This is a genomic window from Bradyrhizobium sp. LeoA1Lang (assembly GCF_055413685.1).
Genome location: NZ_JBVAPG010000178.1, coordinates 1 through 15,138 on the forward strand (window position 1 = coordinate 1; position 15,138 = coordinate 15,138).

The window sequence follows — 15,138 nt, forward strand, 5'->3', positions numbered from 1 at the left end:
CGACGGCTGGCAGACCCTCGCCAGCAAGCCCATTGCTCAGCCGGTTGATCTTGCCGCCTGAGCAGATATCATCCGTTCACCGGAGACTCGCGACGGACAAATTCCAACCAAGTTCGCGACGGCACCCTTGACCTTCCTAGGCTGTTCTAAGCGACGAAACGCGGCACGGTCGTGAAGGGTCAGGGTTCATTCCGTATTTCCGGCCGTGAAGATAGTTCCGCTCCTCGGCTGCGTTAAAAACGCCGGTACAGTTCGGGGGCGAGCTGGTAAAAAGACGAACGTGACATGCAGCTGCATGCCCATCCCTGGGAACCTTCGTAGATCAAAAACCGTCTGCGTCCCGTTGAACGTTAGCTAGCGCAGATGCGCGGATCGCTCTCAGGCGGGTGCCATTGTATTTTGGACACGGAGCACCAATGGATTCCACGCTGGACGACAGGCTCGCGGAACGGCAGATCGCGGAGCAGCTTTCGAACCTGGCGCTCGAAGCGGGAGTCAGTCCTTCGGCCCCGCCGACCAGCATGAAGACGTCTCGCGCCCCGGCGGCAACGATTCATCAATTGGCGAATTGGCGCTATGTGGCTTTCGTCTGCTCTCTGTTGGCAGCATCCATTGGTGTTGCCGCTTGGTGGTGGTCGTCCTCCGCTCATACGGCGATGATGGCCCCCTCGGACCCAGCACCTCTGACGCAGGCCCCGCCGGAACCAGTCGCGCCGAAAGACGGCGCGCCGTCTGCCGTCGCCCTGTCTTCCGACTTGGCGCAGCAGCTCCAGCCGATGACGCGCGATCTCGCTGCCTTGAGGCAAGCGGTCGAACAGCTCAAGGAGAGGCAAGAACAATTGGTCCGCGACAATGAAAATGTCGCGAGCCAACTCAAGGCGAGCCAGGAAGAAATGGCACGTAACAACAGTGTCATCGATGAGCTCAAGGCGATCCAGATCCAGATGGCGCGCGAAAGCCAGACGCTCACCGAGCGCCTCAACGCAAGCCAGGAACAACTTGCCCGCGTGATCGCCAACGCTTCAGCGCCAAAGGTGATGCCTGAAGAGCCAAAGGTGAGCCCCGAAGAGCCAAAGGTTATGCCCGAAATACCACTGCCGCGTCCGCGGCGGTCGGCCAATGTCGCCCAGGCGCAAAAGCCGGCGCCAACCCCGGCCCGCCCGCAAGCCAAAAAGCCGCAACCGTCGTTGGTATGGCCATGGTCAGCGCGCTAATGCCGTGACCGACCTGCTCCCTGCGACGGCACCTAAAACTGTGGCGGCTCGTTGACTAGGGGCCGTCCAGTTCGCGCGTACTCTGCTTCCGCCGCCTCTCCCCAAACGAATTTCCGAAGGACGTTCCGAACCCCTGGGTCGGCGTCACCATGAAGACCCGTGTGAAAAAGAAAAAGCCGGCCGTGACGCGAGACGAGGTCTACACCTTTGCACATGGCTGCATCGAGCATCACAAGACGGGCGAAATCGTCGACCATCCGCTCGAAGATGGCGACGTCAAGTTTTATGAGGAAGCTGAGGAGGTGCTGTCGCACTTGAAGCGTCTCGGCACCCCGATGATCCTGTACGAGGTCGAGGAAGGTAAGGCCAAGCCGTTCGGTTTCAGCACGATGTAACACAAGGTGCAGCGCTTGCGTGTGAAGCTGGGATTGCCATCGCACTTCACGTTTAACGCCTGCCGGCACGGCGGCATGACCGAGCTGGAGGAGACAGAGCTGACCGACGGACAGGGTCGCGCGCTGTCAGCACACCGGACGCAGCGGAGCTATATCGGCTACGCGAAGCGCACCGAGAAGCGCGTGCTCGCAGCAACCCGCAAACGGCGCGCGCACAGGCTGGCGAACGAAATGGCGACAGACGTTCGGAATGGGCAGCTAAAACCCGTTCAGAATGAAGTCCCTGAACAAAGCGCGATTGCCGAGTGATTTCAATTGGCTGGGGCGGGAGGGATCGAACCTCCGAATGGCGGAATCAAAATCCGCTGCCTTACCGCTTGGCTACGCCCCAATTCCAGGTCCGGAGGGCGCGGAACATAGCCGCAGCCCTCTCGGTCTGGCAACGCCGGTCTACAGAGGGAGTCGGACCATTTCAACTGTTTCTCCCCCTCAATCGGTCATCCGGACGGTTGAGGGAAGCATGGTTTCGTGGGAAGACGGCGCCAATGTTCCCTCGGGGAGTAACGCCATGACCTACCGCGCGCCGATCGACGACATCCTGCTCGCCCTTAACCATGGTGCCGGACTGAAGGCCGCCCTCGCCGCCGGCCATTACGGCGATTTCGACGGCGACATCGCCCAGCCGGTGCTGGAAGAAGCCGGCAAGTTCGCGAGCGACGTGCTGGCGCCGCTCAACCGCGTTGGCGACCAGAACGGCGTCAAGCTCGCGGACGGCAAGGTGACGACCGCGCCGGGCTGGCCCGACGCCTATCAGCGCTGGGCAGCCGCGGGGTGGAACGCGGTGTCGGGCCCGGAAGCCTTCGGCGGCCAGGGCCTGCCGCTCGCGATCAATGCCGCCTGCACCGAGATCTGGAGCGCATCGAATTCGGCGTTCGGCCTCTGCCCGCTGCTCACGCTCTCCGCGATCGAGGCGCTGGACGCCCATGGCAGCGACGAGCTGAAGAAGATCTACCTTGCCAAGCTCGTCTCCGGCGAGTGGACCGGCACGATGCAGCTCACCGAGCCGCAGGCGGGCTCCGATGTCGGCGCACTGCGCACCCGTGCCGAGCGCGCCGGTGACGGCACCTACCGCATCAAGGGCACCAAGATCTTCATCACCTATGGCGACCACGACATGACCGACAACATCGTTCATTTCGTGCTCGCCCGCCTGCCCGATGCGCCCGCGGGCACCAAGGGCATCTCGCTGTTCCTGATCCCGAAATTCCTGGTCAATCCCGACGGCTCGCTCGGCGCACGCAACGATATCTATCCCTCTGGAGTCGAGCACAAGCTCGGCATGCACGCCTCCCCGACCTGCACCATGACCATGGGCGACCATGGCGGCGCCATCGGCTATCTGATCGGCGAAGAGAACCAGGGCATGCGATGCATGTTCACGATGATGAACCAGGCCCGGCTCGCGGTCGGCCTCGAAGGCGTCGGCCTTGCCGACCGCGCCTACCAGCGGGCGCTCGCCTATGCCCAGGAACGCCGCCAGGGCCGCGCCGTCGGCAGCAAGAGCGAGGGCTCGGATCCGATCATCGCGCATCCCGACGTCAAGCGCATGCTGATGCAGATGCGCGCCATGACGGCTGCCGCGCGCGCGATCTGCTACGCCACCGCAGTCGCACTCGATATTTCCACGCGCGCGAAGGATCCGAAGGTGCGCAGCGACGCCGCCGCACGCGGCGCGCTCTTGACGCCGATCGCGAAAGCCTTCTCCACCGACATCGGCAACGAGGTCGCCTATCTCGGCGTGCAGGTGCATGGCGGCATGGGCTTCATCGAGGAGACCGGCGCGGCCCAGCATTATCGCGACGCGCGCATCACCGCGATCTATGAGGGCACCAACGGCATCCAGTCGATCGACCTCGTCACCCGCAAGCTCGGAGCCAATGGCGGCGCCTCGGTCTGGGCGCTGCTCGAAGAGCTCTCCGCCATCGTCAAGCAGGTGGAAACCTCCAACGATCCCGCGTTCGGCACCACCGGCGCCAAATTGCGCGATGCGCTCGGCGCCCTCGAGCGCGCGAGCCGCTGGCTGCTCGAGCGCCTCGCCTCGGCGCCGAACGATGCGCTCGCCGGCGCCACGCCTTACCTGCGCCTGTTCGGCGCGACGCTCGGCGGCTGCATGCTCGCCGGCGAAGCGCTCGCTGTGAAGGGCGGCGGCGAGGCCGGCGATCCGCAGCGCTATATCGCGCTGGCCCGCTTCTTCGCCGAGAACGTCACGGTCCAGGCACCGTCGCTCGAGAAGACGGTGACCGACAGCGCCGAGGCCATCAACGGCGCAGACGCGGTGTTGATGGGATAGGCAGCGCATCATCGTGTAGGGTGGGCAAAGGCGCGAAGCGCCGTGCCCACCATCTCACACTCCGCCCGTGATGGTGGGCACGCTCCGCTTTGCCCACCCTACGGATTCCGCATTTTCCTCCGTCATTCCGGGGCGCGCGAAGCGCGAGCCCGGAATCCATTTCACCGCCTCCGCCCATGGCCCGATACATTCCGCGCCTGCGTGATCCTGACGCACCCCGGAATGACAAGAGCGTGGGAAAGCCGTGAGGGACATTGGGAGCCGGACGGAGATCATGTAAGATAGCGAGGTGTTCGCTGGCGGCAACGTGGCCGCCTCCGCAAGGGACTGCTTGATGACCGGGCACCTCATCGTATCAGACGAAGCCGCAACGCGCGTGATCACGATGCGTCGGCCCGAGAAGAAGAACGCGATCACCGAGGAGATGTATCGCGCGATGAGCGATGCGGTCGACACCGCGCAGAACAATCCGAACATCCGCTGCCTCATCATCACCGGCGGCTCGGGCGTGTTCACCGCGGGCCACGATGTCGAGGATTTCCTGAAGCAGGGCGCCGCCAATCCCGACGCGGTGCGCACCTCCGCCGCAGTCAAGTTCCTCTATTCGCTGGCGCACAACGCCAAGCCGATCATCGCCGCCGTCGACGGGGTCGCGATCGGCATCGGCACCACCATGCTGTTCCACTGCGACTACGTGCTCGCCAGCAGCACCGCGACCTTCTCGACGCCGTTCATCCATCTGGGGCTGGTGCCCGAGGGCGCCTCGAGCCTCCTGATGCCGCGCACGATGGGGCACCAACGCGCCTTCGAGATGCTGGTGATGGGCCGCACCATGGACGCCGACGACGCCCGCGTCGCCGGCTTCGTCAACGCGGTGGTGGCCCCAGGCCATACGGAAGCGGAAGCGCGGAAAGTGGCGCGCGAGATCTGCGCGCTGCCGGCCGAGGCGGTCGCAATCGCCCGCAAGCTGATAAAATTGCCGCCGGAGGACATGACCCGGCGCATCGACCAGGAGGCTCATTTGTTCAGCGAGCGGATGCGCTCCAAGGAAGCAGTCTCCGCCTTCAAGGCATTCTTTGCGCGCAAGCAGAATTGAACCGGAACGTCGCAAAATCGTTGCCGCGCTTATCCATATTCGCCCCATGAGAACCCATCACATCCTTGCAGCGCTGGCACTGCTGGCCGGATTTGTCCTCGCACCTTGCCAGGCTCAAACCGCCGCGCCCGTCGATCTGCGCATCCTCGCGATCAACGATTTCCACGGCTATCTGCGGCCGCCGCCGGGCGGCATCCCGATCAGCGATCCCGACGACAAAGCGAAGAAGATCGTCGTGCCCGCCGGCGGCGCCGAGCACATGGCGACCCTGGTGCGGCAGCTCCGCGAGGGACACAAGAACACGATCTTCGTCGCGGCCGGCGACCTGATCGGCGCGAGCCCGTTCCTGTCGGCGATGTTCCATGACGAGCCGACCATCGAGTCGCTGTCGATGATGGGGCTCGAGGTCGCCTCCGTCGGCAATCACGAATTCGACGAGGGCATGGACGAACTGCGGCGGATGCAGAATGGCGGCTGCCATCCGAACGAGACGTGCCGCGGTCCTCATCCCTTCCCCGGCGCCAAATTCCATTATCTCGCCGCGAGCACCTTCGAGAAGGCCTCCGGCAAGACCGTGTTCCCGCCCTACGAGATCAGGCAGTTCGAGGGCATCCAGGTCGCGTTCATCGGGCTGACGCTGAAGGGCACGCCAAACATCATCTCGCCGGCGAGCGCCGCCGGCCTCGAATTCCGCGACGAAGCCGAGACGGTGAATGCGCTCATTCCGGAATTGAAGGCGCGCGGCGTCGAGGCGATCGTGGTGCTGATCCATGAAGGCGGCGTGCCGACCGGCGACTACAACGAATGCCCCGGCATCTCCGGCCCGATCGTCGACATCGTGAAGAAGTTTGATCGCGCGGTCGACGTCGTGATCTCCGGCCACACCCACCAGGCCTATGTCTGCGACATCGACGGCCGGCTTGTCACCTCCGGCGACAAATACGGCACGCTGGTCACCGCGATTGACCTCAAGCTCGATCCGAAGACCCACGACGTCATCAGCGCCAAGGCCGAGAACACCATCGTCCGCAGCCAGACGCTGGCCAAGGACGCGAGCCAGACCGCGCTGATCGAGGCCTATGACCGGCTGGCCGCACCGATCGCCAACCGTCCGGCAGGCTCGGTGACGGAAACGCTGTCGCGCGTGCCGAACCAGGCAGGCGAAAGCGCGCTCGGTGACATCATCGCCGACGCCCAGCTCGCCGCGACGAGTTCGCCGGAAAAAGGCGGCGCGGTGATTGCCTTCACCAATCCGGGCGGCGTGCGCACCGATATTGCGCGGAGAGAGGACGGCGCCGTCACCTATGCCGACCTGTTCTCGAGCCAGCCGTTCCGCAACCAGCTCATCACGCTGACCCTCACCGGCAAGCAGATCAAGGACACGCTCGAGCAGCAATGGCTCGACCCGAAGCGGCCGCGGATCCTGCAGGTGTCGAAAGGGTTCGCTTACGCATGGGATGCGGGCAAGGGCGACGGCGAGCGCATCATCGCCGAGAAGATGACGCTGAACGGCGCGCCGATCGACCCCGCCGCGACCTATCGGGTGACGGTCAACAATTTCCTGTCGCTCGGCGGCGACGGCTTCACCGTCCTGAAAGAAGGTCAGGCGCCGCTAACCGGCCCCTATGATGTCGATGCCCTCCAGGCCTATTTCCAGGCGAACAGCCCGGTCGGGCCCGCGCCCGGCAACCGGATCCAGCGGATCAACTAACCTAAAGGCCCGTAGCCCGGGTGGAGCGCAGCGCAACCCGGGAAAGCCTGCACGATGAGCCGTATGCCGCGCCAAGACCCCGGGTTGCGCTTCGCTCCAGCCGGGCCACAAGGCGACGGAGGGCTTTCGCGGTGGGCACTGAGCGCCTAAATAGGGCGTTACTCGCAAGAACGCGCAGCGAATGCGCCGGAAACCTGCATGACCCTTCTTCTGACGCATTCCGCCTGCCTCGACCACCTGACACCATCAGGCCATCCCGAACGCCCCGACCGGTTGCGTGCGGTCGCCGAGGTGCTTGGCGAAGAGCGGTTCGCACCGCTTGCACGCGGCGAAGCGCCGGAAGGCGGCCTCGATTCCGTCATGCTCTGCCATGGCGAGCTTTACGTCGGCGAGCTCCGCCACATCGCTCCGACCTCCGGCCTGGTTTACATCGATGGCGACACCTCGATGTCGCCAGGCACTTGGGAAGCGGTGATGCGCGGCGTAGGCGGCGCGGTTGCGGCCGCGGATGCGGTGATGTCGGGCGAACATCCGAATGCTTTCGTCGCGGTTCGGCCGCCCGGCCACCATGCCGAAGCCAGCCGTCCGATGGGCTTCTGCTTCTTCGACAATGCCGCGATCGCCGCGCGCCACGCGCAGCGCAAGTTCGGCATCGGCCGCGTCGCCGTGGTCGATTTCGACGTTCATCACGGCAATGGCACCCAGGATATCTTCTGGGCCGATCCGACCGTGATGTATTGCTCGACGCATCAGATGCCGCTGTTTCCGGGCACCGGCAGCCGCGGCGAGCGCGGCGAGCACGACACCATCGTCAATGCACCGCTCGCGCCCGAAGATGGCGGCGCGCAATTCCGCTCGGCGTTCGACAATTTGATCCTGCCGCAACTGGAAAAATTCGGCCCCGAGCTCGTCATCATCTCCGCTGGCTTCGACGCGCATTACCGCGATCCGCTCGCCTCGCTCAACCTGAGGGCCGACGACTTCGGCTGGGTGACAAGCAAGCTTCTGGATCTCGCCGACCGGCACGCCGGCGGACGGGTGGTCTCCGTGCTCGAAGGCGGCTATGATCTGCAGGGATTGAAAGAGTCGGTGGCCGCGCATGTCACCGCATTGATGGGCGCGTAAATCGGCGCCACAATACTTCCGCAGAGAATTGCTTGATTCTGCGCTGAGAACGGCGCAGCCGAAAAACGCGAATGGGAACGCGAGTAAATGGCAGAAAACACCACTCAAGTCGAAAATAACAAAGTCGACGTCAAGAAGCTCTCCTTCGAACGCGCGATGGAGGAACTTGAATCGATCGTCAAACGGCTTGAGGACGGCAAGGTGCCACTTGAGGAATCGGTCGCGATTTATGAACGCGGCGAGGCGCTGAAGCGCCGCTGCGAGGAATTATTGCGGCAGGCCGAGGCGCGCGTCGACAAGATCACGACCGATGCCAGCGGCCAGGCTACGGGAACCGAGCCGCTCGACGTGCAATAAGCAGATCACCGCGGGAGCCCTCATAGAGAGGTGAACATCCCTGAGGCGGTCCTGGTAATCTTCCTCCGATTCTCCGGGGAAACGGTCCATCTCATAATGTTCCAAACTGAAAGGCGGCATCTCAGACGCCCTTTCGTGGAACACCTCGATGTACTCGGCATGGCGACGTACAAGGCTTTCGATGAGGGTCTTCACGTCGATACTATCGAGAGCGGCAGTTCGCCTCGCCGCCTCGTAGGTTTCATCGCTGATTTCGATCGTATGCATCGGACAATCCTGTTCGCATTCCGCCAATATAGCTGCGAACAGGGAGACTTTGGAGGTCATTCTCATCAGGAGTGGCGAGCCTCTCCGCGCAACAGTGGAGAACAATAAGCGGATTTGCCGCGGTTCTTCCCCACAAGAGGACCGAAATAGCTCTTGGCGCATCGCGCTGGCTGCTATAGTCCCAACCTCATCTGGGGACAGTAAGTGCGCGTTCGGCACCGCCATATCATCTATATCCAGGGATACGATCCGCGCGGCTTGGCGCAGTACTACCGCATGTTCAGGACCGAACTGCGGAAATTCAGCCGTCTCTACCAGCTATCGGCCACCATGAGCCGGCCGAAGGTCGCCGACGATGACGAGATCGCGTCCTGGACCATCGAGACCAAGGCGGCCGACTGGCAGACCCGCACGTCCTACGATTTCCTGCGGTTCGAGGATTTCATCCAGCGCGACCTCGCCGCCCCGATCTGGCGCACCGTGTTTCATGCCCTCTGGATCTACTGGGGGCTGGTCTTCACCGGCACGATTGCGCGGTTCACGCGGGCGAACTGGCGTTTCACGGCGTTCATCACCTATCCGCATGTCGTGCTGCTGCTGGAAGCCTTGTGCGCTGCGGCAGTTGCTTTCGTGTTCGAAAAGGGCCTCAACGCGATCGGCCTCCCCGATCTCTTCAGTGTTGCCGCGGCAACCGCGATCTTCGTGGCCGTGCTCGGCACCATGCTGAAATACACCGAAAACAACACTTACGTGCTCTATCTCCTGTCGGACACGATCTGGACCTGGGAGTTCTCGCATCGACGACGTCCGGAGTGGGACGAGCGCATCGACCGTTTTGCGCGGCACCTCGTCAACGTGGCGCGCACGAGCGACGCCGACGAGATCGTGCTGGTCGGCCACAGCTCAGGATCGTTCCTGGGCACCGAGATTCTTGCGCGAGCGCTGAGGCTCGACCCGTCATTGGGCCGTCACGGCCCCCGCGTGGTGCTGTTCACCATCGGCGGCAATCTTCCGATCGTGGGCTTTCACAAGGTATCGCAGGATTTTCGCGACCATTTGCGGCAATTGGCGCAGGAACCTTCGATCGAATGGATCGATTGCCAGGCCCGCAAGGATGTCATGAACTTCTACCAGTTCGATCCGATCTCGAGTCACGGCATCGAACTCGGCGATACCAGGCGCAATCCGACCATAGTGCCGATCCGCTTCCGCGACATCGTCAAGCCGGAGCACTACAATACCTTCCGCTGGCAGTTCTTCCGGGTGCATTTTCAGTTCGTGATGGCCAATCAGCGCCCGCACCCATACGATTTCTTCATGATCGTATGCGGTCCGGTGCCGCTGAAGGAGCGGATGGCGTTCCCGGAGGCCGCCCTGGAGGTTGCGACCGGCGATCCGGCTACCCGCGAGCGGGCCTGGCGCCGGATCGAGATGTGCGGCGCGGAGGACACGGCTAGCGGGAATTTGCTAGCGCTGGAACCTTCCGCCCGCCGGCACGGTTAAAAACCCTAGACTTTTCAATTCCCCCGCTTGGGGTCCCCGGGAACCCGGTGGCTGGGCGGCTTGGCTTTGCCGATGGCTTTGGTGTAAAGCTTGCCGTTCTATGGCTGTTTGGGGGCAGCTTGCCGCAGATTTGGCGGCAGCGAATACCTTCGAAAGGCTGACGAAAATGACCGGGACGGATGCAGTTACCAGCGTGATGCATATCACATGGTTCGATCCGGGGTGCATCTAGGCTTTCAAATCAGGCGCCGGCCTGCCAAGGCGGCAACTGGCGTCTGGACTCTCACGGCGCAATCGATGCGCCCCCATCTCCGGTCGGGCCGCTGGCCCTGACCTCAAGAACTGGAATATCGCTGTGACCACATACAGTAAGACGCCGCTTCTCGACACGATCCGCACGCCCGACGACCTGCGCCGGCTCAAGGTCGAGCAGTTGCACCAGGTTGCCGACGAGCTCCGCCAGGAGACCATCGACGCGGTTTCCGTGACCGGGGGCCATTTCGGAGCAGGTTTGGGCGTGGTCGAGCTGACGACCGCGATCCATTACATCTTCGACACGCCGCGCGACCGGCTGATCTGGGACGTCGGCCACCAGGCCTATCCGCACAAGATCCTGACCGGCCGGCGCGACCGCATCCGCACGCTCCGCACCGGCGGCGGCCTGTCCGGCTTCACCAAGCGCAGCGAGAGCGACTACGATCCGTTCGGCGCCGCCCATTCCTCGACCTCGATCTCCGCCGGCCTCGGCATGGCGGTGGCGCGCGATCTCTCCGGCGGCACCAACAACGTGATCGCCGTGATCGGCGACGGCGCGATGTCGGCGGGCATGGCCTATGAGGCCATGAACAATGCCGGCGCCATGAACTCGCGCCTGATCGTGATCCTGAACGACAACGACATGTCGATCGCCCCGCCGGTCGGTGCGATGAGCGCCTATCTGTCGCGGCTCTATTCCGGCAAGACCTACCGCTCGCTGCGCGAGGCGGCCAAGCAGATCAACAAGCATCTGCCGAAGGTGCTGGCCAACCGCGCCAACCGCGTAGAGGAATATTCCCGCGGCTTCATGATGGACGGCGGCACGCTGTTCGAGGAACTCGGCTTCTATTATGTCGGCCCGATCGACGGCCATAACCTCGACCATCTGCTGCCCGTCTTGAAGAATGTCCGCGACATGGACACTGGCCCGATCCTGGTCCACGTCGTGACGCAGAAGGGCAAGGGCTATCCGCCGGCGGAAGCTTCCGCCGACAAGTACCACGCCGTGGTCAAGTTCGACGTCGCCACCGGCACCCAGGCCAAGGCCAAGCCGAATGCGCCGGCCTACCAGAACGTGTTCGGCCAGAGCCTCGTCAAGGAAGCCCAGAAGGACGACAAGGTCGTCGGCATCACCGCCGCGATGCCGTCCGGCACCGGCATCGACATCTTCAACAAGGCGTTCCCGAACCGCACCTTCGACGTCGGCATCGCCGAGCAGCATGCCGTGACCTTCGCAGCCGGCCTCGCCGCCGAAGGCTACAAGCCGTTCTGCGCGATCTACTCGACCTTCCTGCAGCGCGGCTACGACCAGGTGGTCCATGACGTCGCGATCCAGAGCCTGCCGGTCCGCTTCGCGATCGACCGCGCGGGCCTCGTCGGCGCCGACGGCGCCACCCATGCCGGCTCGTTCGACAACGCCTATCTCGGCTGCCTGCCGAACTTCGTCATCATGGCGGCCTCCGACGAGGCCGAGCTCGTGCACATGGTCGCAACGCAGGTGGCGATCAACGACCGCCCGAGCGCGTTGCGCTATCCGCGCGGCGAAGGCCGCGGCGTCGAAATGCCCGAAGTCGGCATTCCCCTCGAGATCGGCAAGGGCCGCATCATCCGCCAAGGCAAGAAGGTCGCCCTGCTCTCCTTCGGCACCCGCCTCGCCGAGTGCGAGAAGGCCGCCGACGAGCTGGCGGCGCACGGCCTCTCCGCCACGATCGCAGATGCGCGCTTCATGAAGCCGCTCGACGAAGAGATGATCCTGAAGCTTGCACGCGAGCATGAGATCCTGATCGCGATCGAGGAAGGTTCGATCGGCGGCTTCGGCTCGCATGTGATGCAGCTCCTCGCCGAGCACGGCATGCTCGACGGCGGTCTGCGCATGCGTTCGATGGTGCTGCCCGACGTGTTCCTCGATCACGACACGCCGGCGGCGATGTATGCCCACGCAGGCCTCGACGCCAAGAGCATCGTCGCTAAGGTGTTCGAGACCCTCGGCAAGGATTTCAAGACCGAGACCGTCAAGCTCGCCTGACCTCAGGCTTCCCGCGGATTCCGCGATGAAAATCTATCTGGCAGGTCCTGACGTGTTCCTGCCGGATGCTATTGAGATCGGACGGCGCAAGGCTGAACTTTGCGCGCGTCACGGTCTGAATGGGCTCTATCCGCTCGACAACGCGGTCGATCTGTCGGCACCCGATGCGTCCCTCGTCATCTTCAAGGGCAACGAAGCGATGATGGAGGCAGCCGATGCCATCATCGCCAATTTGACGCCGTTTCGTGGCCCCAGTGCCGACGCAGGCACCGTCTACGAGCTCGGCTACATGGCGGGGCGCGGCAAATTGTGCTTCGGCTATTCCAACGACCCCGCGTCATATGCAACTCGCGTGGCGCGCCTATATGAAGTGACGACGTTGCCCGACGGCCGCTTGGCCGATGGACAAGGCCTCACTGTGGAAGAGTTTGGCTTGCCCGACAATCTGATGATGATGCACGCCCTCGACCTGCACGGCTGCCCGCTCGTGACGCCGAAGGCTGCGCCTGCGGATATCTGGCACGACCTCACCTGCTTCGAGGCCTGTGTCCGCCTTGCGGCAGAGCACGGGCGAAAGACGGGTCGAAGCCAATGAAGAAAAGCGAAAGCGAGCAGGCCCCGCGCAAGCGCGCGGACGTGCTGCTGGTCGAGCGCGGCCTGTTCGAGAGCCGGGCGCGGGCGCGCGCCGCGATCGAAGCCGGGCTCGTGATCGCCGACGGCAAGCAGGTGGCGAAACCCTCCGATACGCTTGCGCCTGATGCGACGCTGTCGGCGGAGCCAGCGCACCCCTATGTCTCGCGCGGCGGCGTGAAGCTGGCCGGCGCGCTGGAGCAATACCCTGTAGACATCGAAGGTCATGTCTGCCTCGATGTCGGTGCCTCGACCGGCGGCTTCACCGAGGTGCTGCTCGCCAACGGCGCAAGCCTGGTGTTTGCGATCGATGTCGGGCACGGCCAATTGCATCCGTCGCTGCGCGACCATCCCAGGGTGGTGTCGATGGAAGAGACCGATATCCGCTCCTTCGAGGGCAAGCGCCTGCCGGCGCGGCCGGATATCGTCGTCATCGACGTCAGCTTCATCTCGCTGAAGCTGGTATTGCCGGTGGCGCTGTCGCTGGCGGCAGCGCCGATGCACCTGCTCGCGCTGATCAAGCCGCAATTCGAGGCGCAGCGAAAGCATCTCAAGCACGGCATCATCCGCAACGCCATGGTGCATCAGGAAATCTGCGACGACATCGCAGCCTTTGCGGCGGCGCAGGGCTGCACGGATATCCAGGTCTTTCCGTCCCCGATCACCGGCGGCGACGGCAACATCGAATTCTTCCTCGGCGCGCGCCGTGGCTGAACGGCTGGTGATCGACCATGTCGGCCATCGCGGCGACGGTGTCGCGATGGAGGGCGGCCAGGCGATCTACGTTCCTTACGCGCTCGCCGGCGAGGCGGTCGAGGTTGCCACCGTCCCCGGCCATCCCGACCGGCGTCGGCTGCTCCAGGTCGAACGCGCCAGTCCCGAGCGCATCGCGCCGTTCTGCCCGCATTTCGGGATTTGCGGCGGCTGCGCGATCCAGCACTGGGATAATGAAAGCTACCGTGCCTGGAAGCGCGACCTCGTCGTCGAGGCGCTGGCGCAGGCCAAGGTTGCGGCCGAAGTCGCCCCGCTGATCGACGCCCACGGCCTCGGGCGCCGCCGCATCACGCTTCACGCGCGGATGGGCACGCATGAAGTGCTCAAGGTCGGCTTCGCCGCGGCAAGCTCGCACGACATCATCCCCGTCGATCGTTGTCCGATCCTCGATCCCGGCTTGAGCGGCGCGCTCGACGCTGCCTGGGCGATCGCCGAGCCGTTGATCTCGATGGGCAAGCCGCTCGACATCCAGGTGACCTCGACCCTCAATGGTCTCGATGTCGACGTTCGCGGCTCGGGCGCCCTGCCCTCGACGATGATCGCCGCACTGTCGCGCATCGCCGAACAGCATCGCCTGGCGCGGCTGACGCGGCATGGCGAGTTGGTGCTGATGCGCGCGCCTCCCGCGGTGACGATCGGAACGGCCCAGGTGATCCTGCCACCGGGCTCGTTCCTGCAGGCGACCGTCGCCGGCGAGGAGACCTTGGCGCGACTCGTCAGCGATCATTGCCAGCGCGCCAAGCATATCGCCGACCTGTTCTGCGGTGTCGGCCCGTTCGCCCTGCGCCTGGCGACGAGATCACGGGTCGCAGCCTTCGACAGCGACGCCGGTGCAGTCGCGAGCCTGCAGAAGGCCGCAACCTCGACGGCGGGCTTGAAGCCGGTCAAGGCCGAGCCGCGCGACCTGTTCCGCCGCCCGCTGGTGCCGCAGGAATTGCGCGACTTTGACGCGGTCGTGTTCGATCCGCCGCGCCAGGGCGCGCAGGCGCAGGCAACGCAGCTTGCCGCAAGCAAGGTGCCCGTCGTCGTGGCGGTGTCCTGCAACGCCGCGACCTTCGCCCGCGACGCCAAGATCCTGATCGACGGCGGCTACAGGATCGAAGGCGTCACACCTGTCGACCAGTTTCGCCACACACCGCACGTCGAGCTCGTCGCACGGTTCACACGCAAGCGCTGACAGCAGTAGCCAAATCGCATCACGCTTGGAGATGCCAGTTGATGTGCCCTCGCCCCTTGTGGGAGAGGGCAGCTCCGATGCCAGCCAAGAACTCGTTTGGGTGAGGGGTTCTCTCCACGGGCCCGCTCGCTCGTGGAGAGAACCCCTTGTATCTGCACGGGCATGATTTGTGCGATGGAAGCGATTTAGCGTCTTGGCCGGTGGCCACCGGCCAAGACGCGTGGCGAAGTCGCCCGTTACCCCTCCGGCCACAACCGT

Annotated in this window: 13 protein-coding genes and 1 tRNA gene; 13 read left to right on the plus strand and 1 reads right to left on the minus strand. The window is 64.2% G+C overall.

Annotated elements, in window-relative coordinates; genetic code table 11:
• Window positions 1–416: 416 nt before the first annotated feature.
• The 3 genes from ACZYOF_RS36405 to ACZYOF_RS36415 all read left to right on the plus strand — a co-directional run bounded on the left by ACZYOF_RS36405 (window position 417) and on the right by ACZYOF_RS36415 (window position 1,918).
• Window positions 417–1,214: a hypothetical protein gene (locus ACZYOF_RS36405; RefSeq protein ID WP_463718785.1), complete on the plus strand. Its 798-nt coding sequence runs from the start codon at window positions 417–419 to the stop codon at window positions 1,212–1,214.
• Window positions 1,215–1,375: 161 nt separating this feature from the next.
• Window positions 1,376–1,609, plus strand: a complete 234-nt coding sequence (locus tag ACZYOF_RS36410; protein WP_463718786.1) for a hypothetical protein — start codon at window positions 1,376–1,378, stop codon at window positions 1,607–1,609.
• A gap of 15 nt (window positions 1,610–1,624) precedes the next feature.
• Window positions 1,625–1,918 carry a hypothetical protein gene (locus ACZYOF_RS36415; protein WP_463718787.1) on the plus strand — a complete coding sequence of 98 codons (294 nt, stop codon included), beginning with the start codon at window positions 1,625–1,627 and terminating at the stop codon, window positions 1,916–1,918.
• Window positions 1,919–1,925: 7 nt separating this feature from the next.
• On the opposite strand, the gene ACZYOF_RS36420 is transcribed toward ACZYOF_RS36415, so the two are convergent.
• Window positions 1,926–2,000 (minus strand) — tRNA-Gln (locus ACZYOF_RS36420).
• Between the two features lie 177 nt (window positions 2,001–2,177).
• Between ACZYOF_RS36420 and ACZYOF_RS36425 the strand changes: the two genes are divergently transcribed.
• From ACZYOF_RS36425 to ACZYOF_RS36470, 10 genes are all read left to right on the plus strand, one after another.
• Window positions 2,178–3,959: an acyl-CoA dehydrogenase gene (locus ACZYOF_RS36425; RefSeq protein ID WP_463718788.1), complete on the plus strand. Its 1,782-nt coding sequence runs from the start codon at window positions 2,178–2,180 to the stop codon at window positions 3,957–3,959.
• 334 nt (window positions 3,960–4,293) lie between these two features.
• Window positions 4,294–5,055, plus strand: coding sequence for a crotonase/enoyl-CoA hydratase family protein (locus tag ACZYOF_RS36430; protein WP_463718789.1), 762 nt, complete (start codon window positions 4,294–4,296; stop codon window positions 5,053–5,055).
• Window positions 5,056–5,101: 46 nt separating this feature from the next.
• Window positions 5,102–6,766 (plus strand): bifunctional metallophosphatase/5'-nucleotidase, encoded by a 1,665-nt coding sequence (locus ACZYOF_RS36435; protein ID WP_463718790.1) that lies wholly within the window; start codon window positions 5,102–5,104, stop codon window positions 6,764–6,766.
• Window positions 6,767–6,964: 198 nt separating this feature from the next.
• Window positions 6,965–7,891, plus strand: coding sequence for a histone deacetylase family protein (locus tag ACZYOF_RS36440; protein ID WP_463718791.1), 927 nt, complete (start codon window positions 6,965–6,967; stop codon window positions 7,889–7,891).
• A gap of 87 nt (window positions 7,892–7,978) precedes the next feature.
• A complete protein-coding gene (locus tag ACZYOF_RS36445) occupies window positions 7,979–8,248 on the plus strand; it encodes an exodeoxyribonuclease VII small subunit (RefSeq protein WP_028168306.1) in 270 nt (89 codons plus the stop codon).
• 471 nt (window positions 8,249–8,719) lie between these two features.
• Window positions 8,720–10,018 (plus strand): hypothetical protein, encoded by a 1,299-nt coding sequence (locus ACZYOF_RS36450; protein ID WP_463718792.1) that lies wholly within the window; start codon window positions 8,720–8,722, stop codon window positions 10,016–10,018.
• A gap of 355 nt (window positions 10,019–10,373) precedes the next feature.
• On the plus strand, window positions 10,374–12,299 hold the full coding sequence (gene dxs / locus ACZYOF_RS36455; RefSeq protein WP_463718793.1) for a 1-deoxy-D-xylulose-5-phosphate synthase: 1,926 nt from the start codon (window positions 10,374–10,376) through the stop codon (window positions 12,297–12,299).
• A 25-nt stretch (window positions 12,300–12,324) separates the two neighbouring features.
• Window positions 12,325–12,894, plus strand: coding sequence for a nucleoside 2-deoxyribosyltransferase (locus ACZYOF_RS36460; protein ID WP_463718794.1), 570 nt, complete (start codon window positions 12,325–12,327; stop codon window positions 12,892–12,894).
• A complete protein-coding gene (locus tag ACZYOF_RS36465; RefSeq protein WP_463718795.1) occupies window positions 12,891–13,643 on the plus strand; it encodes a TlyA family RNA methyltransferase in 753 nt (250 codons plus the stop codon). The genes ACZYOF_RS36460 and ACZYOF_RS36465 overlap by 4 nt, the downstream gene beginning before the upstream one ends.
• A complete protein-coding gene (locus ACZYOF_RS36470; RefSeq protein WP_463718796.1) occupies window positions 13,636–14,880 on the plus strand; it encodes a class I SAM-dependent RNA methyltransferase in 1,245 nt (414 codons plus the stop codon). The genes ACZYOF_RS36465 and ACZYOF_RS36470 overlap by 8 nt, the downstream gene beginning before the upstream one ends.
• The last annotated feature ends 258 nt before the right edge of the window (window positions 14,881–15,138 follow it).